This window comes from Leptotrichia sp. HSP-342 (genome assembly GCF_041199995.1).
In the GTDB taxonomy this organism is placed as follows: Bacteria; Fusobacteriota; Fusobacteriia; order Fusobacteriales; family Leptotrichiaceae; genus Leptotrichia; species Leptotrichia mesophila.
Map to the genome: position 1 here is coordinate 323,332 of NZ_CP165646.1, position 21,075 is coordinate 344,406.

General features: G+C 29.7%; 20 protein-coding genes. 12 read left to right on the top strand and 8 right to left on the bottom strand.

Annotated elements, in window-relative coordinates; genetic code table 11:
• Positions 1–6 precede the first annotated feature (6 nt).
• The 5 genes from coaBC to AB8B23_RS01610 all read left to right on the top strand — a co-directional run bounded on the left by coaBC (position 7) and on the right by AB8B23_RS01610 (position 3,708).
• Positions 7–1,212 carry a bifunctional phosphopantothenoylcysteine decarboxylase/phosphopantothenate--cysteine ligase CoaBC gene (gene coaBC / locus AB8B23_RS01590; protein WP_369713126.1) on the top strand — a complete coding sequence of 402 codons (1,206 nt, stop codon included), beginning with the start codon at positions 7–9 and terminating at the stop codon, positions 1,210–1,212.
• A 68-nt stretch (positions 1,213–1,280) separates the two neighbouring features.
• Positions 1,281–1,514, top strand: coding sequence for a DUF7336 domain-containing protein (locus tag AB8B23_RS01595; protein ID WP_018450629.1), 234 nt, complete (start codon positions 1,281–1,283; stop codon positions 1,512–1,514).
• 12 nt (positions 1,515–1,526) lie between these two features.
• Positions 1,527–1,997: a hypothetical protein gene (locus AB8B23_RS01600; RefSeq protein ID WP_369713127.1), complete on the top strand. Its 471-nt coding sequence runs from the start codon at positions 1,527–1,529 to the stop codon at positions 1,995–1,997.
• 38 nt (positions 1,998–2,035) lie between these two features.
• The gene (locus tag AB8B23_RS01605; RefSeq protein WP_369713128.1) at positions 2,036–2,989 is read left to right on the top strand and encodes a M23 family metallopeptidase; all 954 of its coding nucleotides are present in this window, start codon (positions 2,036–2,038) and stop codon (positions 2,987–2,989) included.
• Positions 2,990–3,030: 41 nt separating this feature from the next.
• The gene (locus AB8B23_RS01610; RefSeq protein ID WP_021745057.1) at positions 3,031–3,708 is read left to right on the top strand and encodes a suppressor of fused domain protein; all 678 of its coding nucleotides are present in this window, start codon (positions 3,031–3,033) and stop codon (positions 3,706–3,708) included.
• Positions 3,709–3,827: 119 nt separating this feature from the next.
• Here the strand turns inward: AB8B23_RS01610 and AB8B23_RS01615 are convergent, their stop codons facing one another.
• Both AB8B23_RS01615 and ahpC read right to left on the bottom strand, forming a co-directional pair.
• Entirely contained in the window at positions 3,828–4,460 is a 633-nt protein-coding gene (locus AB8B23_RS01615) for a thioredoxin family protein (RefSeq protein WP_369713129.1), read from the bottom strand.
• 34 nt (positions 4,461–4,494) lie between these two features.
• Positions 4,495–5,061 carry an alkyl hydroperoxide reductase subunit C gene (ahpC, locus tag AB8B23_RS01620; protein WP_021745055.1) on the bottom strand — a complete coding sequence of 189 codons (567 nt, stop codon included), beginning with the start codon at positions 5,059–5,061 and terminating at the stop codon, positions 4,495–4,497.
• A 171-nt stretch (positions 5,062–5,232) separates the two neighbouring features.
• Between ahpC and AB8B23_RS01625 the strand changes: the two genes are divergently transcribed.
• The 3 genes from AB8B23_RS01625 to AB8B23_RS01635 all read left to right on the top strand — a co-directional run bounded on the left by AB8B23_RS01625 (position 5,233) and on the right by AB8B23_RS01635 (position 7,741).
• Positions 5,233–5,922, top strand: a complete 690-nt coding sequence (locus AB8B23_RS01625) for a response regulator transcription factor (RefSeq protein ID WP_369713130.1) — start codon at positions 5,233–5,235, stop codon at positions 5,920–5,922.
• Positions 5,923–6,005: 83 nt separating this feature from the next.
• Positions 6,006–6,695: a YoaK family protein gene (locus AB8B23_RS01630; RefSeq protein ID WP_026746853.1), complete on the top strand. Its 690-nt coding sequence runs from the start codon at positions 6,006–6,008 to the stop codon at positions 6,693–6,695.
• Between the two features lie 20 nt (positions 6,696–6,715).
• Positions 6,716–7,741 (top strand): Fic family protein, encoded by a 1,026-nt coding sequence (locus tag AB8B23_RS01635; RefSeq protein ID WP_369713131.1) that lies wholly within the window; start codon positions 6,716–6,718, stop codon positions 7,739–7,741.
• A 90-nt stretch (positions 7,742–7,831) separates the two neighbouring features.
• Here AB8B23_RS01635 and AB8B23_RS01640 read toward each other — a convergent pair whose 3' ends face one another.
• Positions 7,832–8,455, bottom strand: a complete 624-nt coding sequence (locus AB8B23_RS01640) for an MliC family protein (protein ID WP_039901601.1) — start codon at positions 8,453–8,455, stop codon at positions 7,832–7,834.
• Between the two features lie 446 nt (positions 8,456–8,901).
• Between AB8B23_RS01640 and AB8B23_RS01645 the strand changes: the two genes are divergently transcribed.
• Positions 8,902–9,759, top strand: a complete 858-nt coding sequence (locus AB8B23_RS01645; protein ID WP_369713133.1) for a YitT family protein — start codon at positions 8,902–8,904, stop codon at positions 9,757–9,759.
• Positions 9,760–9,863: 104 nt separating this feature from the next.
• Here AB8B23_RS01645 and AB8B23_RS01650 read toward each other — a convergent pair whose 3' ends face one another.
• Positions 9,864–10,046, bottom strand: a complete 183-nt coding sequence (locus tag AB8B23_RS01650; RefSeq protein WP_369713134.1) for a hypothetical protein — start codon at positions 10,044–10,046, stop codon at positions 9,864–9,866.
• A 383-nt stretch (positions 10,047–10,429) separates the two neighbouring features.
• Between AB8B23_RS01650 and hisS the strand changes: the two genes are divergently transcribed.
• Genes hisS through aspS form a run of 3 tightly spaced genes read left to right on the top strand, consistent with a single transcriptional unit; the run spans position 10,430 to position 14,212 of the window.
• Positions 10,430–11,683 (top strand): histidine--tRNA ligase, encoded by a 1,254-nt coding sequence (gene hisS / locus AB8B23_RS01655; protein ID WP_369713135.1) that lies wholly within the window; start codon positions 10,430–10,432, stop codon positions 11,681–11,683.
• Positions 11,684–11,691: 8 nt separating this feature from the next.
• Positions 11,692–12,390 (top strand): DUF554 domain-containing protein, encoded by a 699-nt coding sequence (locus tag AB8B23_RS01660; RefSeq protein WP_369713136.1) that lies wholly within the window; start codon positions 11,692–11,694, stop codon positions 12,388–12,390.
• A gap of 40 nt (positions 12,391–12,430) precedes the next feature.
• Positions 12,431–14,212, top strand: a complete 1,782-nt coding sequence (aspS, locus tag AB8B23_RS01665; protein ID WP_369713137.1) for an aspartate--tRNA ligase — start codon at positions 12,431–12,433, stop codon at positions 14,210–14,212.
• A 573-nt stretch (positions 14,213–14,785) separates the two neighbouring features.
• On the opposite strand, the gene AB8B23_RS01670 is transcribed toward aspS, so the two are convergent.
• The 4 genes from AB8B23_RS01670 to AB8B23_RS01685 form a co-directional block, all read right to left on the bottom strand.
• The gene (locus tag AB8B23_RS01670; protein ID WP_369713138.1) at positions 14,786–17,701 is read right to left on the bottom strand and encodes an autotransporter domain-containing protein; all 2,916 of its coding nucleotides are present in this window, start codon (positions 17,699–17,701) and stop codon (positions 14,786–14,788) included.
• A 259-nt stretch (positions 17,702–17,960) separates the two neighbouring features.
• On the bottom strand, positions 17,961–18,608 hold the full coding sequence (locus AB8B23_RS01675; RefSeq protein WP_369713890.1) for an N-glycosylase/DNA lyase: 648 nt from the start codon (positions 18,606–18,608) through the stop codon (positions 17,961–17,963).
• 86 nt (positions 18,609–18,694) lie between these two features.
• Positions 18,695–19,570 (bottom strand): alpha/beta hydrolase fold domain-containing protein, encoded by an 876-nt coding sequence (locus tag AB8B23_RS01680; RefSeq protein WP_369713139.1) that lies wholly within the window; start codon positions 19,568–19,570, stop codon positions 18,695–18,697.
• Between the two features lie 200 nt (positions 19,571–19,770).
• Complete coding sequence (locus AB8B23_RS01685) at positions 19,771–20,352, bottom strand: helix-hairpin-helix domain-containing protein (RefSeq protein WP_369713140.1); 582 nt, start codon at positions 20,350–20,352, stop codon at positions 19,771–19,773.
• Positions 20,353–21,075 lie beyond the last annotated feature (723 nt).

The window sequence follows — 21,075 nt, forward strand, 5'->3', positions numbered from 1 at the left end:
GGAAAAATGAAAAATATTTTAGTAGGAGTTACAGGGGGAATTGCGGCATATAAATCGGCTGGAATTGTATCGCTTTTGAAAAAGAAAGGATATAATGTGAAAGTTGTGATGACTGAAAATGCTACAAAAATCGTTGGACCTTTGACTCTTGAAACTTTATCAAGAAATAGGATTTATGTGGATATGTGGGACAGCAATCCGCATTATGAAGTGGAGCATATTTCACTTGCGGATTGGGCAGATATGGTTTTGATTGCACCTGCGACTTATAATATAATTGGAAAGGTGGCAAACGGGATTGCAGACGATATGCTTACGACAATCCTTTCCGCTGTTTCGGTAAGAAAGCCAGTATTTTTTGCTTTAGCAATGAATGTGAATATGTATGAAAATCCGATTTTAAAAGAAAATATTGATAAGCTGAAATCCTTTGGATATAGGTTTATTGATGCAGAAGAAGGACTGCTTGCCTGCAATTATAGTGCGAAGGGAAGAATGAGCGAGCCAGAAAATATTGTCGATGAAATAGAAAGATACAGTATTTTTTCAAAATTTGAGAATTTTGATACAACCTTGAAAGGTAAAAAAATTCTTATAACAAGCGGGCGAACAAAGGAAAATATTGATCCAGTCAGATATTTGTCAAATAATTCAAGCGGAAAAATGGGATATTCAATTGCTCAGGCGGCGGCTGATATGGGAGCAGACGTAACTTTAATTAGCGGGTCTACGGACTTGAAAATTCCAAATGGGCTTAAAAATTTTATTTCTGTGGAATCAGCACTTGAAATGTATGAAAAAGTGGATGAATATTTTAAAAATACTGATATTTTCATAGCTTGTGCGGCAGTTGCTGATTACAGACCAAAGGAATACAAAAAGGAAAAAATAAAGAAATCTGATTCAGATTTGGTTATGGAATTGGTTAGAAATCCTGATATTTTATTAGAGATGAGCAAAAAGAAGGAAAAACAGCTATTAGTTGGATTTGCCGCAGAAACTAATGATATAAGGGAAAATGCCTTGAAAAAGCTGGGAAAGAAAAATTTAGATATTATAGTGGCAAATAATGCATCTGTAATGGGCAGCGATGAAAATGTGATTGAGATTATTAGAAAAGATAGGACTTCGGTGGAAATTAGTCAGAAAAGTAAGATGGAGCTGGCTTATGATATTTTGAGTGAAGTTGTTTGTGAGTTGGAAAAGAGATAAAGTTTTTTGAAATTATGAATGTGTTGATTTTTATAAGTTTATTGATTTTGTAAAAGGGAGAATAAATTATGAAATCTGAAAAACAAAAGATAAAAAAAGTGTACATGTTGTATCATAGAGATGAAAAGGATGACGATAAATTAATAGGATTTTTTTCAACAAAGGAAAAGGCATTGGAAATTGTTGATAAATGGAAAGAAATGAAAGGTTTTAGGGATTTTCCTGAAGGATTTAAAATTAGAACCATGATAATTGGGAAAAATTACTACACAAAAGGGTTTAAATCTAAAAGCCTTAAATAATTAGGAGAAACTATGGAAATATGGATTTTATCACATGGATATGATTATGGAGATGTCTATGATAAGTATAAGTGGAATGAGGAAGCAAGGTTTTTAGGTGCCTATTATACAAAGGAAGAAGGATTGAAGGCACTGGAAAAATATAAAAAAATCAAAGGATTTTGTTCACATTTGGATGGGTTCTGGCTAGAAAAGCATCATTTGGATAAATATGCTGGATGGGAAGGTGGTTATGTTACTTATTATAAAGAAGATGAGGTAAAAATTGATAATTCAAAAAATCAAAAATTATATGTACTTTCTCATTTTTATTATACTGGTAAAGATAAAATAAAAGAAAAACATCGAATTTTATCAGTATGTTTGTCAAAATTAGAAGCTAGGAAGAAAATAAAGGAATATCAGAAAATAGAAGGATTTTCTTCACATATTTCTAATTTTTACATTGAAGAATATATTTTGGATGAAAAAAAAAATAAATAAAAGAAGGAGAGGCTATACAAATTTAGCAAATTAATGTTATGGATAATGAAAAGAAAAATGTAAATAGAGTTTTGAATGAAAAAAAAGAAAATTTAGAAAAGAGAAATTCAAAATCTAGAAAAAAAACAGGAATAATTTTGGGAATAACGGCTTTATTGATTTTAGGAATTATAATTTTGGGGATGATATTTGGTAGAAAAAATATTAATTTTAAAAATCTTGTAACTGAAGATGAAGATGATAAAATTTTTAGAATTAATCCAGTAAAAGATCCACAGGTTACATATTACAATTTTCGTGGAGAAGTTTATCCTGACTGGGCTAAATTTGGGCTGACTCGAAGTAATGGGGCAAGAGGACATCAAGGAATTGATATTTTTGCATTGCCGGGAACAGATGTTTATGCGGTTCTGGATGGAAAAATTGTGGATATGTATGTGGATAAAACAGGGTATGGATTAAATTTTTATTTGGAAGTTAATCCAAAGGAGCTTGAGAAAATAAAAAGAAAAAATTACAAACCTAAAGAAAGTGCAAGAGAATGGGCATACAGCCCAAATTATGACCCTAATACAATGCAAGTAAAATACATTAGATATTGCCATTTAAGTGAAGTGAATGTAAAAATCGGAGATACAGTGAAGGCTGGGCAAGTAATAGCTAAATCAGGTACAACTGGAAATGCAAGTGGAACACATGCTCCTCATCTGCATTTTGAGATAGCCTTTGAAATGAGAGGAAAAGGACTTATAAACAGAGTTGATCCAGAAATGTACTTTAAAATAAAAAATGGAGACAAAATGACAAAACAAGAGATAAATGTCCAGACTGAAGCAGCTAAAACAGAATGGTTTGAAACAAAAGGCTATGATACTGGATTTAGAGATAAAAGTATATTTTTAGATAAAAAAATGAATCCAGATGGAAGCAAAGTGAAAGAAAATTTAAATAAAATTAATAATTTAAAAAGTAGAAAAATTAGGAAAAAATAATTTTTTTAATTAGCAATGATGACACTTAGGAGGAAATTTTTATGGGATTATTTGATTTATTTAAGAAAGAGAATGAAAAAGAAAATGATGCTGAAGCAGTTTCTGAAGAAATAAATACAGATGGCTGGGATGCTATTACAGAAACTTTTAATAAACTTTATCCGGATCAGAAAAATCCATTACATTATGCGGCAATGATAAAATGGAGATTTGGTGGAAATGATCCTTTGGATGGTATTAGTATTTATGATGGAGGGGATTATTGGCACTTTGTTACTTATGGATTGTCTGAACTGCATGAAAAAGTAAGTGAAAATACAGAATACAGCGGTTATGGAATGGAGTTTACATTAAAATTAAAAAAAGATAATTATATTGATGAGGAAGCTGAATTAAAAGGAATTTGTGGAATTTTACAAACAATTGCAAGAGCGACGTTTTCTAGTGGAGAAATATTTAGACCGTATGAATATTTATACACTGGGCAGACGGAAGGAATGGATGTAAATAAAAAGTCAAATATTACAGGGTTTATTACTATTTCTGATGAAAAAGCTGGAATAATTGATACAGTTAATGGAAAAGTGGAATTTATACAATTTATCGGAGTAACTGATAATGAACTGAAAGCAATTCAAAATAAAGAGACAACTGTTAAAGAATTATATGAAAAATTAAACAGCGATGTAACAAACTATAATAGAAAATCAGTATTTTAAATAAAAAAGAGAGTATAAAGGGTAAATCCCTAAATATTCTCTTTTCTTCATTCACAAGTTTTATTTTTCTCTCATCTTTTCAGATAAATCAATTTTCTCTCTATTTATAATTTTGGTTACTAAGCATTAACAACAAGATTTATTAATTCTTCAATAGTTTTTGCACCAACTGATTTTTGCTCTCCATTTATAAATACAACTGGTACCGCCTGAATATCTTTTTCTTTTGCTTCTTCAAAAAATACTGCACTATCTACCATTGTTGTTGTAATGTTTTTGTTATTTGATGAAATTAAGTTTAAGGCTTGAACTACATCTGGACAATGTGTACAAGATAATGAAATAAATGTTTCGATATTTACAGGCTTATTAACTGATTCAACTTTTGAAAGCTGCTCTCCTTCCAGTTTTTTTCCAAGTCCTGCAAGTCCCAAAACTGCTAGAATAAAGCTGTTAAATTCATGTCCTCCAGGAATACCTGAAAAATTAATCCCAGTATTTTCCCCATCTTTTAAAATTGTAAAAGATGTTGGACGAGTAAGGTTTGCTTTTTCTAAGTCAGCCTTATCATTGTCAAATGATTTTTTTACATAGTTCACTTTTCCAGAAATTGAATCAACTTCTTGTAAGAAGCTATCTAATTCAGCTGATTTTTCGCTATCATTCAAAAATGAGACTAATTCAATGTTTCCATTAATTTTATCAAAATAACCTTTTAACTGTTCTACAATATTACTATCTAATAAAGCCATTTTACCTCCTTCTAATTTATTAAGTTTAAAATTATTAAATTTTACCTACTAAATCTAATCCTGGTTTTAAAGTAGCTTCTCCTTCTTTCCATTTTGCTGGACAAACTAATCCTGGGTTATCGGCTACGAATTTTGCAGCTTTTGCTCTTCTTACTAATTCTGATGCGTCTCTTCCGATTCCTTCATCATTTACTTCGTAAGCAACAATTTTTCCTTCAGGATTTACGATGAATGTTCCTCTGAATGCAAGTCCGCTTTCTTCGTTTAATACTTCAAATTCTCTTGAAATAGCTTTTGTAGGATCTCCAATCATTGCATATTTAACTTTTCCGATTGCTTCTGAGTGATCGTGCCATGCTTTGTGAGTAAAGTGAGTATCAGTACTTACTGAATAAACATTAAATCCTAATTTTTCCAATTCTTCTCTATGGTCTTCTAAATCTTCTAATTCAGTTGGACACACAAATGTAAAATCAGCTGGATAAAATACGAAAATATTCCATTTTCCTAACATATCCTTTTCAAAGTTTACTTCTTTAAATTCTTCGTTTTGATAAGCTTGAGCTGTAAAATTTTCAATTTTTTTTCCTATTAAAGACATAATTTCCTCCTAATTTAATAATATTATTGTTTTTAATTTGAAATCATTACAAATATTTCTTGGTTACATTATACCATAAAAAATTATTTTGTCAAATAAAATTTAATATTTGTATTTCAAAGAAATTATGATAAAATTTTATAAGAATAAAAATAAAAAGAGAGGATAAATATGTATAAAGTATTAATTGCAGACGATAATAAACAAATTGTTTCGATACTGTCAGAATACTGTAAAAAAAATAATTTTACTGTAAGTACTGTATTTGATGGGGAAGTAGCGTTAAAGGAAATTGAAGAAAATGAGTTTGATATAGTACTTTTGGATGTAATGATGCCTAAAAAGGATGGTTTTGATGTATGCAGAGAGGTGCGTACTTTTTCAAATGTTCCGATTATAATGATTACAGCACGTGGGGAAGATTATGAGAAAATAATGGGACTGGAAATAGGAGCAGATGATTATATAGTAAAGCCTTTCTCGCCAGGAGAAATAATTGCAAGAATAAATGCAATTTTACGTAGAATAACACCTAAAAATGATGAAAGTACAAAAATTTTTACATTTGATAATCTTGAGATTGATTTGAATAATTTTACGGTAAAGATAAACGATGAAATAATTTCGTTGACTAAGAAGGAAATAGAGATTTTATGGACTTTGGCAACAAATCAGAATAAAGTTTTTACAAGAGAAAATTTGCTGGATTTAATATGGGGATTTGATTATTTTGGAGAAAGCCGTACTGTCGATACGCATATAAAAAGGCTTCGTGCAAAACTTGACAATTATAAGCATGAGAAATGGAATATTAAGACAATTTGGGGAGTTGGCTATAAATTTGATATTTTGGAAAAATAACTTTGTTAATGAATATTAAAAATTAAATCATTGGATAAAAAATACGAAGTTCAAAAAAATAAAAAGGAGTGAAGTTTTTAAAAATGGGTAAAAGAATAAAAAAGATTTTTTTTAACGGAGAGGAGTATCCGCCAGAGACATTTAGATTAGGAATGATGCTGTGCATGGTTGGGGGATTTATGGATGCATATACTTTTGTTACGCGTGGAAAGGTGCTTGCTAATGCACAGACAGGAAATGTTGTTTATCTAGCTATAAATTTACAAAGGGGAGATTTTGGAAAAGCCTTTAATTATTTTATGCCGATTCTGGTTTTCACATTTGGAATATTATTTACTGAATTTATTAGAGTGAAATTTGAAAAACATAGAATTTTTAGATGGCAGCAAATTGTTATATTTTACCAAGTTATAATAATGTTTTTTATTTCATTCATTCCAAGCGGAAATTGGAATATTGTTGTAAATATGATTATGTCGTTCATTGCCGCAATTCAATATCAAGGATTTAGAAAAATTAGGGGACTGGCAGGAGCGACAACAATGTGTACTGGGAATTTACGAAGTGGAATGGAGAATTTATTTAAATATATAAATACAGAAAACAAGTCGTATTTACAGAATTTCTGGATATATTTGGGATTAGATGGATTTTTCTTTATCGGAGCAATGCTTTGTGTAGTTTTAGTAAAAATATACGGTATAGGAGCGTTGCTTGCTTGCTGTATTCTACTAGTTGCGGTGTTTATTATAATGTTTAAGGAAACTATTTAGGAAATAGGAGGTATTTAAAATTGAATAATTACAAGCCACCTTTTCAAATAACTGAAAAAATGACAGTATTAATAGGTGAAATAAGTGAAGAAATAGGGAGAATGTCTATTTTTCAGGAAAAAATTTCAAATCCGCATTTAAGGAGAGAAAATAGAATAAAAACAATTCATTCTTCGCTTGCTATTGAACATAATTCTCTCTCGCTGGAACAAGTTACAGCTATATTGAATGGAAAAAAAGTTTTAGGAAATCCTAATGAAATAAAAGAAGTAAAGAATGCTTATGAAGCGTATGAATTATTAACTAAGTTAAATCCATTTTCAGTAAAGGATTTATTGAATGCTCACAGATTGATGATGAATGGGCTGGTTAAGGAAAATGGTAAATTTCGTTCTCAAGGGGTTGGTATTTTTGCTGGAAGAAAAGTTGTACATATTGCTCTGCCAGCAGATTTAGTGCCTAAGCATATAAGCAGTTTAATTTCATGGTACAAGACTTCTTCTGTACATCCATTGATTAAAAGTGCTGTTTTTCATTATGAATTTGAATTTATCCATCCATTTTCAGATGGAAATGGTCGTATTGGAAGAATGTGGCATACTTTACTGCTTGGAAAATGGAAAAAAATATTTTTTTGGCTTCCAATAGAGGAATTGATAAAAAAAGAACAGAAAGAATATTATGATACTCTTGCAATAGCTGATAAAGAAGGTGAGAGTACAATATTTGTAGAGTTTATGCTCAAAATTATAAACGATAGTTTAAAAGAAATTAAAACTTCTGAAAAAATAACCGACCAAGATAACGACCAAGTAACCGATCAAGATAGCGACCAGGATAAAAATCCAGTTGAAAAATTACTTAGTGTACTTGGAGATAATGTTTTATCAGCAACAGAAATTATGGAAAGATTAAATTTAGTACATAAACCTACTTTCAGAAAAAATTATTTAAATCCTGCCTTAAAGGCAAAATTGATTGAAAGGACAATTCCTGACAAACCTAATAGTAAAAATCAGAAATACAGGAAATTGAAAAAAAGTTAAATAAAAGAAGCCGTTTAATATAATTCATAAAATTATATAAACAGCTTTTTAAAATTTAGTTTTTAATTGTAAATTCCAATTTTTCAGGTTTTATTCGTTAATTGAACCATGTCCAGAGCTTTGAAGACTGCAGCTTTTATCTTTTCCATTTTCAGTATAGATAGCATCGTTACCTTTCATGTGAATTGAGATGTTTCCATTTGAATATCTTTCTCCACTACCAGATGCTGCTGAACTTAAAGTATGGATTCCTCCATAACCATCAGCTACTTTTACTTTATCTGTTGAAACATTTTCAACTGTTATGTCTTGATAACCATCGCAGCTGTATTTTCTTAGCAAATTGCTGCTAGAACTTTGGTTGTAGCTTCCTGAGTTGTCACTTGCTGTCATAGAGCAGCTTTCATCGCTTCCATTTTTTGTGAAGACTGCATCGTTTCCTTTTATGTGAATAGAAACTCCTCCACCTGTGTATTCTTCTCCACTACCAGATCTTGTTAATTTCAGATTGTAAACTTTTCCGTTTCCATCTGTCAATCTTACTCTGTCTGTAGAAAGATTTTGTACTGTTACATCTCTGCTACTGCAGCTAAATTTTCTTGTTACATTTGATGCTTTTTTTGAAGATTTTGCTCTCACTGCTGAAAAACCAATAGAACTAAGAGCTAAAACTCCAACTAAAGCTGTTAAAATCATTTTTTTTGTCGATTTCATAACACTCACTCTCTTTTCTCCAATTTATTTTTTATTATATGCTCAAACTCCTAAAAATGAAACATATAAATTCTGTTTGAGAATAGCCCAAACTGTATCCATTTTAAAGTAATCTGGCTATAACAATTACATTTTTGAAATCTTTGAATCCCTTCTCAAATTTCAATATGAGTATATCATACTTTTTTTAAATTTTCAATTATTTAATGAAAAAAATTTTCCTATATTTTTAATTATAAATTAACTTAAAAAATATGAATTTTTATTTTTTATTGTCAACAAATCCTTTGTTTATAACAAAAATAATATATATTATATTAATTAGTAAAATTTTTTTAAAAATTAGCCAAAAAATTAAAGGAAAAAAAAAGAAATATCATGTATAATTCAAAAATGGAGCATGCGTTATCCTGAATTAACGTAAATTTTTGATGAAGGACATTTTTATGAAAACAAATACAATTTTTACATTGATTAAAGAGTATTTTTTAATTGGACTTGGAACTTTTATTCTGGCATTCGGATTACATTTTTTCTTTTTCCAGAATAAAATAGCAAGTGGTGGAGTAACAGGGCTGGCATTGGTTGTCAACAGTATTTTTCACATTTCAACTGGATTATTTGTTGCGGTTAGCAATTTTATTCTGTTTACACTTGCATTTATTGTAATTAGTGGTCAATTTGGTATAAAAAGCATTTATGCTACAGTAATTTTATCTGTTTTTCTTTCATATTTTGAAAAATTTTACCCAAACTATGCTCTTACTCACGACTTAATTTTAGCAACAATTTTTGGAAGCGCATTATGTGCTTTAGGAATAACAATTATTTATTTTTATGAAGCTTCTACTGGCGGTACTTCAATCATTGCGAGAATCCTTACAAAATATTGCCATATCAGTTACGGAATGTCTAGCTTCATCGTAGACGCAATTGTTACTCTTTTAGCGATTTTTGCCTTTGGAATTGAGCTGGGACTTGTGGGACTTTTAAGTGTCTACGTAACAGGATTTATCATTGATAAGTTTATTGAAGGATTTAATTCACGTAAGCAGATTATGATTATCACTTCAAACAAAGACATCGTTTTAAATTACATTTTAAAGGATTTTGACAGAGGTTGTACTGTACTTAAAGCCGTTGGAGGCTATTCTGGAGCTGAAAAGGACATTTTACTCACAATTATCGAAAGAAGACAGTTTATTCAGTTAAGAAAATTCCTAAAAACCCACGATCCAACTTCCTTTGTAACAGTAACTGACACAACAAAAGTTTTTGGAGAAGGTTTTGATCAATTACATTAATTTTTAAATTTTTACATTTCACAAAAAAGAGAAAGCCAATTACAATAATAATTTATTACAAAACGGTTTTCTCTAACATCTATTTACTTTTTTAATAACTCTTTTTAATTTGCACTATTTGATATCCTTACAATAAATACTTCCATTTGCTCTTTCATAATTTGTTCTACCATGTTTAACACTTCTCCGATGTACTTCTTTCCACTCATTACAATCAAAAAATTACAACTAATAGCACTCATTCCCAAGACTATCATAAGTATTATTTTTACTATTCTTATTTCCATTTTCAACAACTCCCTTTTAAATTTTTATTTCCTGTTTGTTAAAGTGTACTTTTAGAATTAATAACAATCTATTTTTTCTTTTATACTTCTAAACTTTTTGATCAATAAATATTTTTTCTTATTTTAATTTAATATCAGTTCTTTTAACACAGAAGTGTTGGATGCTATACCTTTTATTTTTCAATAACACTTATACTGAATTATCATTTAACACTAATGGCGAAAGTTCTCGCACGACTCCTATTTAACGTAAAACCTTCTTATTTGACTACTTGAAGATAAATTCAAAATAAATGTTGATAATAACTTACATTTTTTGATATAATATGAGAAGATAAATTTTTAATTGCTAAAATTGCATGTAATGAAAGGATAAATTTAGAATGATTAGTGTTTTAAAGGGAATGAAAGATAGATATTCTGATGATGTAAAAAAATACGACCTAATTGTTGATACAGCAAAAAGTGTATTTGAAAAATATGGATTTGAACGAATTATAACGCCTATTCTGGAAGAAACTGAACTTTTTAGACGTGGTGTTGGAGATGAAACAGATGTTGTTTCAAAGGAAATGTACGAATTTGTAGATAAAGGTAACAGAAATGTTACAATGCGTCCAGAAGGTACTGCTGGAGTAGTACGTGCCTATTTGGAAGCAGGTTTTCACAAGTCTTCCCCAATTGTAAAATGGTTCTACAACGGTCCAATGTATCGTTACGAAGCCCCTCAGAAAGGAAGATTTAGAGAATTTCATCAAATGGGTATCGAAATGTTCGGAGTCCGTTCTGCTTACCTTGATGCTGAAATTATCCGAATGGGATGTGAATTTCTTGAAAAACTTGGAATTACTGGACTGACTGTCGAAATAAACAGTCTTGGGAATATTGATTCAAGAAAAAAATACATCGATGATTTAAAATCATTTATGGAAAAAAGACTGGATAAACTTAGTGACGATTCAAAACGAAGATATAAAACTAACCCTTTAAGAGCATTGGATTCAAAGGATAAAGGTGACCAAGAACAATTTATCAACGCCCCAAAATTATACGACTATCTTGACGAAGAAAGCAAAAATTATTTTGAAGATACAAAGAAATATCTTGAATTAATGAATATTAATTATGTGGTAAATGACAAGCTGGTACGTGGACTTGACTATTACTCAGATACAGTCTTTGAAATAAAATCTGACAAATTAGGCTCGCAGGCAACTGTGCTGGCTGGAGGGCGTTACGACAGACTTCTTGAAATACTTGGAAATGCAAAAGTGCCAGGAATAGGCTTTGCCGCTGGAATGGAAAGAATTGCAATGCTTATGGATGAAAATTTGATTGCAAAAAAAGAAAACAAAATTTACGTTATTTATTTTGATGAAACAAAAGAATATTTTGTAAAAATAGTAGAAGAACTACGAAAAAATGGAATAAAAGTCAACTTTGACTACAATCCAAAAAGTTTTGGAGCCCAAATGAAAAAGGCAAACCGTGAAAATGCAGACTATGTATTGATTTTAGGTGAAGATGAACAAAAAGAAAATGTAGTTACAATAAAGAAATTTAGTACTGGAGAACAGGAAAAATACAGTTTTGAGCAAGTTTTGAAACATTTTGAAAGAAAGAGTCTTGAAAAATAGGGGAGGGTATGGGAAATTTAATAAATTTTTTAGCTATTATTTTGGGTAGTTTGATAGGATTTTTCGTAGGCCATAAATTTAAAAATGAAATGAAAGATCTTATAATGGAGTGTGCCGGACTATTTATAATAGTTGCTGGTTTGAAAAGCACGATAAATTCAAATCGAGATATTATTGTTTTAATTTATCTGATTATCGGTTCGATAATTGGACAAATCATAGATATTGATTTAAAATTAAAAAATTTGGGATTATTTTTGGAAAAAAAACTTAATTTTGCTATCAAAAATCCAGAAACTAATGATTCTGAAAAAAGTTTTGCAAAAGGCTTTTCAACTGCTACAATTTTATTTTGTACAGGAGCAATGGCAATTGTAGGAGCAATAAACAGTGGACTTACAGGTGACGATACAACGTTAAAGATAAAAGCAATTTTAGATGGAGTAATTTCCATCGTTATAACATCTCTATATGGAATAGGCGTTATGTTTTCAGCTGTTTCAGTTTTTATTTACCAAGGATTTTTCTATCTTTTTGCTAATTATCTAAAACCATATTTAACTGAAAAAACAATTTCAGATATAAATTTTCTTGGTGGAATAATGGTTATGGCAATCGGAGTAAATTTATTATTAAAAAAAGAAATAAAAATTGCAAATATGTTGCCGGCATTATTTATACCGATTATTTTAGAGATTTTTATATAAATAAATTAAAAGAAATTTGAATATAAGGAAAGGAAATAAAATGTACAGAAATTATAAATTAAATGAATTAAGAATGGAAAACATCGGAGAAGAAGTTATTTTATCTGGATGGGTTTCAAAAGTTAGAGATTTGGGGCATTTCACATTCATTGATTTGCGAGATAGATATGGAATTACTCAAATTTTAGTAAATGAAGAAGTTTCAGGAAAAGAACTTTTTGAAGAAGCTAGAAAATTAAAAAATGAGTGGGTTATAAAAGTTACTGGAAAAGTAGCTGAAAGAAGCAGCAAAAATAAAAATATTCCTACTGGAGATATTGAAGTTGAAGCAAAAAATATTGAAATTCTAAGCCGTTCTAAACAATTACCATTTGAAATTGACGAAACAGGAAATCTTAATGAAAATATGCGTCTAACTTACAGATACCTCGATATAAGACGTCCAAAAATGTTAAATAATATTATAAAAAGAAACGATATGCTATTTTCGATTAGAAAATTTATGAATGAAAATGGATTTTTGGACATTGACACCCCTATTCTAGCGAAAGCCACTCCCGAAGGAGCAAGAGATTTTATAGTTCCAAGCCGAATAAACAAAGGGGACTTTTACGCCTTGCCACAATCTCCACAGCTATTTAAACAAATACTTATGGTATCAGGGGTTGATAAATATTACCAGCTTGCAAAATGTTTTAGAGATGAGGATTTAAGATCCGACAGACAGCCTGAATTTACTCAATTGGACTTGGAAATGTCGTTTATTGAGCAAGAAGATATTTTAAATGTGACAGAAACACTTGCAAAACAAGTATTTAAAGATGTTACAGGCATTGAAATTACTGAAAATTTTGAAAGAATGAGTTATGATGATGCAATGAATTTTTATGGTTCAGATAAGCCTGATTTAAGATTTGACATGAAATTGATTGATTTATCCAAAGAAACACAAAATTGTGGATTTGGAGTATTTGAAAATGCAATAAAAGATGGTGGAAATGTAAAAGCTATCGTTGCTCCAAATGCTGAAAAATTTTCAAGAAAATACATCAAAGATTTAGAAGACTTTGTAAAAACATATTTCAAAGCAAAAGGACTGGCTTATATCAAAATCAATGAAAATGGTGATATTAATTCTCCAATTGCCAAATTTTTTACTGAAGAAAAGTTAACTGAAATTACTCAAAAATTAGGAATTAAAAATAACGAAATTGCTTTAATATTAGCTGATAAATATAAAATTGTTCACGATGGGCTGGGAGCATTAAGACTAAAACTTGGAGAAGAACTGGAATTAATCGATAAAGATTCTTTCAAGTTCCTATGGGTAATTGACTTCCCAATGTTTGAATGGAGCGAAGAAGAAAATAGATATAAGGCTCAACATCATCCGTTTACTTCAATAAAGCAAAAAGACAGAAAATATCTTGATTCAAATGAGCTTGATAAGATTAAAACAGATTCCTACGATATGGTTCTAAATGGTTATGAAATCGGTGGAGGAAGTATCAGAATTCATGAAGAAGAACTACAAGAAAAAGTATTTGAAAAATTAGGGCTTAGTAAAGAAGAACAGCAAGATAAATTTGGATTCTTTCTGGAAGTACTAAAATACGGTGTACCACCACACGGAGGTCTTGCCTTTGGAATCGACAGATGGCTTATGGCAATGCTAAAAGAAAATTCTATAAAAGAAGTAATCCCATTCCCTAAAACAAATAAAGGACAGGATTTGATGACTGGAGCTCCTGCTGAAATTGAAGAAAATATACTTGCAGAAGATTTGAGATTGAAATTATTAGAAATTGAAAAGGAAAATTAATAATTTTAAAAAGAGTTGGGATAATTAAAATGAAGAAATTAAAATATTTAATATTCTTTTTATTAAGTATTTTGTGTTTAAATTTATGTATTACAACGAGATACATTATGAGTAATTTTACAAATAATAGTACAAAAAATCTAGATAAATAATACAAAAATTCAATAAATATTGTATTTTATATAATACTAACTCTCTTTTTAAAATATTTATGGCTCATGATATATTTCCTTTCGTTAATGTTTTTGTGGTTACTAACATTTTAACACGAAATTATCATGAGTTTTTATATTTTTTTAGTTTGTCGCAATATATTATACAATCTATGTCATAATAAAAATTTAAAATTCTTTTTCTATAATCTTTTTCATATGCCATGATATTATTATATCATATTTTTAGGTCGTTTTTATGCAGGTTTTACTATAATTATAAAAAATACAGATAAATAATACTACTTAAATGAGAAAAGTATGAGTCAGAATTGAATAATCTTGTAGATAAAAAGTTGTAACTAAAATTAAATGTTACAACTCTTTCTATTTTTATTTAAATTATTTCAAAAAGATTATACTAGAAATTAAATCTAAGTCCTGTGGTAAAAACATTATTATTCCCTTTACCTTTTCCACTGTCAACAGAACTGTCATAGTTTACATACCATCCAAATCTAGAATTTACTTCTGTCAATGCTCCAACTCCAGTCCATGTTTTGTTCTTAGAAAGTCCGATACCTTTTACCTTAAACGTTGCTCCAGGCAGTCCAGTATATCTTGCGTCAAAGCTCAAGTCCTGCTCATTGAAAGATCTCTGATGTGTTATGTATCCCTGGAATGTAGTAGTCTTGCTTCCACCGTTCCAGCTTACAGCCTTTCCAACTCTAAGACCAACTAGTGCTGCTGTCTGATTGTAGTTCTTTTTATCAGCAGTCAGTCCAAACTGGCTCTTCTCTTCAGAGAATGAACCTCTTACAACTGTATCGTGAGTCAATCCCGCAAACGGTGTTACAACAAAGTCACCGTTATCATTTTTAATGTCATATCCTGTTTCTAGATATCCAGAATAAACTTTATCATTATGATTAATTTTTGCTCTAGTAAAGTCATTATTGCTTAAAATAATATCTCTTTCAACATCACTGTCAACAAATCCGATACCAAAACGACCTTGCAGATAAAAAGGAACATTTTTGTTTCCTAATCTTCCGTATAATGAAACTCCAAAGTTATTAGCATCAGATTTTCCACCATATCTATTGAATTTAACATTAGCCTTTGAATAAGATAATGCAGTACCTAATATTAAGTTTTCGCCAAACTGCTTGTCAACTCCAACTTGTCCACCAGTAACTTTACTATTTCCTTTACCATATCCATCCTGTTTTAATGTACCATTAGCACCAAATCCAGAAACCCATAATCCAAAGTTGTCTCCAACATTATCCAAAGTTCCTAACATGACAAGTCTGTTTGATAAATCCTTATTTACAGTTTGTGAATGCTGGAACGTAAGAGCCTGTGCAGAAGCATAGATTTGTCCAGACAGACTATCAAGTACAGCAGCTCTATTAGAACGATTTAGAGATTGAAGTTTTGCAGCTTTTTTTTCAAATTGAGCAATATTTTCAGCAGTACCATTTTCAATATTCTGATCTAATTCTTGGAAAGCAGTTTCCAAGTTCTTGGCAGTATTTTTTTGCATTTCATCAGATTCTGCTATTTTTTCTACATAGTCTAGTACATTTTTTCTGCTTATCTTTGTAGAAACAGAATTTTCATTTTGGTTGATTTTAGCGTTTAGCATTTCATCAGTATCAATGGTTTCAAAGTTTCCTTCAATTCTATTGTCTGATGTGATTATCTCTTGATTTGTTCCATTTGCGGTAATATATTTTCTTTCACCATTTTCTTCAGGCTTTATTTCAAGTTTTGAATTATTTAAGCTAACTCTTCCTGTTACATGAAGATTTGAGTTCAACTCTGCTACAACTCTTGAATTTTCAAGTGATTCATAATTTCCATTAACTTGTGTTGATCCTCTGTTTTCAAGAGTTCCGTCATTTGTTATATTGTTATTTATTCTGGCGTTATTTGTGGAAAGTATAGCACGTCTACGGACATTCAGTGACGATACATAAGTACCATTTACTCTTAATCTTCCTGCATTTACATTTGTATCACCAAGGAAAGTTGAGTTTCCCGATAATATAAGTTCTCCTGCTCCATTTTTTTCCAGTCCAGCATTTCCTGAAATATCATTTGAGAAAGTATATACTCCACTTGGAATATTTACAATTACACTTGGTCCAAGTGCAAGCTGAGTGTCAAATAAGGAAGGTCCTTTTAATGCCTTATCAATGTTTAAAAGTCCCCATCCATAAACAGAATCGACTCCTCTCTCTCCAATATCTGTAGCAGTTGACAATATAGTTTGTCTTATAAGATTTGCATCCATCCATGGATACTTTTCTTTGATTAGAGCGGCAGTTCCTGTTACGATTGGTGCCGCAAATGAAGATCCTCCACCTACGAAGCTTCTTCCTCTTATTGTAAATGTGTGATCACTTATAGCTGTTACAGACCACATTTTTGCAACTCCTGCAGGAGATAATGGTGTAAGATTGCTCCAATCAGTATCTCCCATTCTTGATTCTTCCCTTGAAGTTAGTCCTACTACATTTATCCATCCTTTTTGTAAATCTGTTTCAAAATATGGGAGTCCCCCTTCAAGAGTAGGTTGGGTATCCGATGAATCATTTCCAGCGGCCCAAACAAATAATGCTCCATTATTGACTTCATTTCTATAGAATTGGAGCATCGCACTTCCTATCTGATGTCCATAATAATGAGTTGAGGTTCTTGATGAGTTAAAATCTGTTACCATTGCATCAATTCCGAATGACTGGTTATAAATGGTAACCCCTCTATTTTTTAATTCCTGATACATTTCTAGTGTTGGCTCAGGTCTTGTTCCATCTGAAGAATGGTTTCCAGCATCAATTGCAAATACAGAGACTCCTTTTGCAATTCCTTCAGTTCTTCCTGCTGCTAATGCAGCTACAGTTATTCCATGATCATCATTTTCTGTAGATGAGGCAGTAAATCCCGGAACTGTAAATTTTGTCAATCTAGATCCAAACTTCTCAGTAAGATCTGATGCAAATGCTGAATTTTCGAATCCCACATCAATAATTCCTACTTTTACTCCTGTTCCTGTAATTGTTGTATTTGAATTATTATGTGGGTTACTACGATTATAACTAAGTTCTGTATTATTCCAAGCTATTGTCGGTGTTACAGTTGCAGTTGCAGTTGGTCTGTTTGTTCCAGAAGAAGGCGAATTAGTTGTGGTTCCAATACCACCGCCTCCACCGCCTCCACAGCTTATAACGAGAATAGCCATTCCCATAAGGATTGATCTTTTTTTAAAGTTATATTTTTTTAAAATTCCTTTTATTCCATTGTTAATCTGATTAAGATTTTTGGACATAGTGCTTTCTCCTTTTCAATATTTTTATTCTTGAATTTTGCATATGTTTAAGTTCACTATTATTAAAAAATTGACTTTTTGATGTAAAATTAAAAAAAATAAAATTTTTTTAATTATAAAACTCAATTTTAAAAGTATAAATTTAGCAAATATAAATACTGCAATTTAGATTTTCAAATTATCTTAATTTATAATTATAATAAATTTCCAATAATATTCTATCATATTTTTTAGAAAATCTCACTATAAACTAAAAATTTTATTTAAAAATTTCGCCAGCTTCCTTGTACCATAAAACTAAGTCCAGCTCATCTATTTTTATTTTTGAAAAATTAGAATATTCTCGCATTTTTTCCTCAATTTCATAGTATTTTTTTTCAGTTATTGTTTTAGGAATTTCGCTAATTACATTAAGTGCTTTGAGATTTCTTAGAATATGTCTATCCAAAATGGCAATATTTTCTCCAAACCCAAGATTTCTGAGCACATGATTTGCCTCTTTTAATCCCATTCCTTTAATATTTTTCAAAATCCATTTTCTTTTTTCAAAAGTATCGCCAATTTCTGATAATATTTTTTTTGGCTGCAATTTTCCATCTTTTGTCATTAATTCCCGTAATTCCACCAAGTATCGTGATTTATTATTCTTAAATCTGACAATATTTAGAAATTCTACTATTTCTTCAGGCTTTCCGTTGTAAAGCAGTCCATTTTCCACCAAAGTTGTAATGGCTTGCCAAGCATTTTTTGCTTTTGACTGAGGTGTCAGAATACAAAATGCCATTTCCGCAAATACTTCTTTTTCTGTACCTTTCCAAGCCTTTTTATAGCCTTCTATAGCTTTTCCGATACCTTTTTTTATTTCTTTATAAATTTTAAGAATTTCTTCGTGTTTTTCCTTATCAATTCTTTTGCTAATTTCATTGTTTTCTATATTCTTTTTTTGTTTTTTTTCAGACATAATTAAAATTCCTCGTTTTATTATTTTTTATTTTATTTCAGAAAAAAATTTCCGATTTCATCAATAGTTTCTTCTGATTCCTTGAGAGGTGCCAAAATCCAGTCGTGGCACAAATTTTCCCCAATTTTTATTTCTACACTTGTTCCGATTGCAACTTCCATCAAATCACTTAATTTTAAGCAATCAGGATATAAAATTTCATTTGTTCCGAAAATTAGAAAAATTTCTCCAAGATTATCCATATTTCCATAAATTGGTGAAATCATAGGATTTTTCACATCCAGTTCTCCTGCAAACTGTTTTCCTGTTATAACAAGCCCATTCAGTGGCAAGAGAGGATCTTTTTCTGCAAATTCAGGTATTTCTTCATTTGTCATTGAAACATCTACCCAAGGTGACATTAATGCAGTTTTCTTTGGAAATGGCAAATCTTTCTTATTTTTCAATATTTGTAAAAATGCAAGTGCCAAGCCACCGCCAGAAGAATCACCAAATAAGTAAAATTCATCATCATTATATTTATTAGTTATATGTCTGTAGGCATCCATTAATACTTTATGAGCTTTTTCAACAGTATTTTCTGGAGCAAGTGGATAGTCAATGAATGTAACTTTTAAATGAAATTTCTTTACTAATTTTTCAATAATATTTTTGTGAGCTCTGACAGCACGCATTACATAAGCTCCGCCGTGTAGAAAAACAACATGTCTGTTATAGCTTTCTTCTGAAAAAACTGTCAAAACTTGATATTCATCAATAAATTGTTCGTTAGTAATAAGCGACTTGTCAAAATTTTTTTTATTCAAAAAATCTGTATCTCTTCTCGGATTTAAAAAATCTTTTTCCTTATATTTTTTCATATTCACCAATTTTGCGATTGGCACTGCAATATCTGATAGTAAACTCATTTTTTAATTTTATTTTTTAAGAAAAATAATAAAACTCCTTTCTTATTTTTTAGATTTATGTTATTTTTATTTAGAACATATTTTAAAGTTAAAATTAATCTAAATAATTAAAAGTTAATATTTTAAAATTTATTCGAATAAGATTAATATAAGTTAGATTATTTAAGCAGCAGATTTTTTTGAATATAATACATTATATTTTATTTAATAAATTTTATTTTATCTTCAATTTCTGCATAACGCTCTTTTCCAATAATCTTTTCTAAATCGACATTCGATCTTATGTTATTTTTTTCAATTTCAGGAAGTAATTTTTTTATTTCCTTATTTGTAAATCCTATTTTTTTTAATTCTTTTTCATTTAACGTGTTAATATTGTATTTTGTAATTTCACGTCCATAATTTTTGGTTGAATCCTGAATTTTTTCATTATCCACAAACAAAAATTTTTGTGTGATTTCCAAGCCAGACTTTCCAAATCCTGAAATGTTTTTTACTTCATTAACATCTTTAATAATACCAACTTCGTCTCTATATTTTACAAATTTTTCAGCCTTATTTTTATTAATTCCCAATTTTAGCAAATCCTTGTATTCAACATTATTAATGTCAAATTTCACATTACTTTTTGTCAAATCAGCATCTTTTTTAGCTTTTTCCTTTTTATAATTTTTTTCCTTACTAATTTCAATTTCAGGAATATTTTTGTCCTCAATTAAAAGTCTTAAAAAATTTCCCGCAATTAACAGTATTACAAAAATAATGACATATTTTATTTTCATAAATAATCCCCCTTTTGATTACATTATACTTAAATATTTCCCCAAAATCTGCCACTTAAATAAAATAACTTATATTTTATGACAAATTATACCATATTGATTTGTTATTTGATAGATAAAAAAATTAAAATTTGGATTTTGTTATTTTGTAGTCATTAAAGAAAATTTTTATCTATTTAATTAAGTTATTTTCTAAATTTTTTATATATTCTTTCTTTTTTATTTTCGCAGGATTGCTCATTGCCGCAAATCCTGCACCTATGGCTAGACTCCGACTTTTATTTGTCCAACTCCGAAACTCCTCCTTCCAGTCGTCAAACAATCGTAGTTGAACAAATAAAAGCTCCGTCGGTTTATTAAAACTAAAAAATTATATTTTGATTATTTAAAAATACCAGTTTTTTATTCATCATTAGAAAAATTTATAGTAAATCCGTTATTTAAATAGAGTTTAGTATAACTAATACTTGGAATTTATTTTAGTATAATTACAAAAAATAATCTTATATTAAAATAAATTTCAAGCAAAATTTCGTTAGAAGAAAAATAGCTGTTTGAGCTTTTGGAACAAATTTTAAATTAGATAAGATTGTTTGAATTAAAATTATTTATATTCAAAAGCGAGTTCTATTTTTCTTATATAAGAAAGTTTTGCGTAAAGCGGGGTTGTAAGGGCATGGCGTCTGATGCCCTTACGTCAAAAAAGATTTAGAATTATAAATA

Coding starts and splice junctions, on each gene's coding strand:
- AB8B23_RS01625 (WP_369713130.1), top strand. CDS start 5,233: ATGTATAAAGTATTAATTGCAGACGATAATAAACAAATTGTTTCGATA.
- AB8B23_RS01595 (WP_018450629.1), top strand. CDS start 1,281: ATGAAATCTGAAAAACAAAAGATAAAAAAAGTGTACATGTTGTATCAT.
- aspS (WP_369713137.1), top strand. CDS start 12,431: ATGTACAGAAATTATAAATTAAATGAATTAAGAATGGAAAACATCGGA.
- AB8B23_RS01600 (WP_369713127.1), top strand. CDS start 1,527: ATGGAAATATGGATTTTATCACATGGATATGATTATGGAGATGTCTAT.
- AB8B23_RS01660 (WP_369713136.1), top strand. CDS start 11,692: ATGGGAAATTTAATAAATTTTTTAGCTATTATTTTGGGTAGTTTGATA.
- AB8B23_RS01610 (WP_021745057.1), top strand. CDS start 3,031: ATGGGATTATTTGATTTATTTAAGAAAGAGAATGAAAAAGAAAATGAT.
- AB8B23_RS01615 (WP_369713129.1), bottom strand. CDS start 4,460: ATGGCTTTATTAGATAGTAATATTGTAGAACAGTTAAAAGGTTATTTT.
- AB8B23_RS01650 (WP_369713134.1), bottom strand. CDS start 10,046: ATGGAAATAAGAATAGTAAAAATAATACTTATGATAGTCTTGGGAATG.
- AB8B23_RS01605 (WP_369713128.1), top strand. CDS start 2,036: ATGGATAATGAAAAGAAAAATGTAAATAGAGTTTTGAATGAAAAAAAA.
- coaBC (WP_369713126.1), top strand. CDS start 7: ATGAAAAATATTTTAGTAGGAGTTACAGGGGGAATTGCGGCATATAAA.
- AB8B23_RS01685 (WP_369713140.1), bottom strand. CDS start 20,352: ATGAAAATAAAATATGTCATTATTTTTGTAATACTGTTAATTGCGGGA.
- ahpC (WP_021745055.1), bottom strand. CDS start 5,061: ATGTCTTTAATAGGAAAAAAAATTGAAAATTTTACAGCTCAAGCTTAT.
- AB8B23_RS01680 (WP_369713139.1), bottom strand. CDS start 19,570: ATGAGTTTACTATCAGATATTGCAGTGCCAATCGCAAAATTGGTGAAT.
- AB8B23_RS01630 (WP_026746853.1), top strand. CDS start 6,006: ATGGGTAAAAGAATAAAAAAGATTTTTTTTAACGGAGAGGAGTATCCG.
- hisS (WP_369713135.1), top strand. CDS start 10,430: ATGATTAGTGTTTTAAAGGGAATGAAAGATAGATATTCTGATGATGTA.
- AB8B23_RS01670 (WP_369713138.1), bottom strand. CDS start 17,701: ATGTCCAAAAATCTTAATCAGATTAACAATGGAATAAAAGGAATTTTA.
- AB8B23_RS01640 (WP_039901601.1), bottom strand. CDS start 8,455: ATGAAATCGACAAAAAAAATGATTTTAACAGCTTTAGTTGGAGTTTTA.
- AB8B23_RS01645 (WP_369713133.1), top strand. CDS start 8,902: ATGAAAACAAATACAATTTTTACATTGATTAAAGAGTATTTTTTAATT.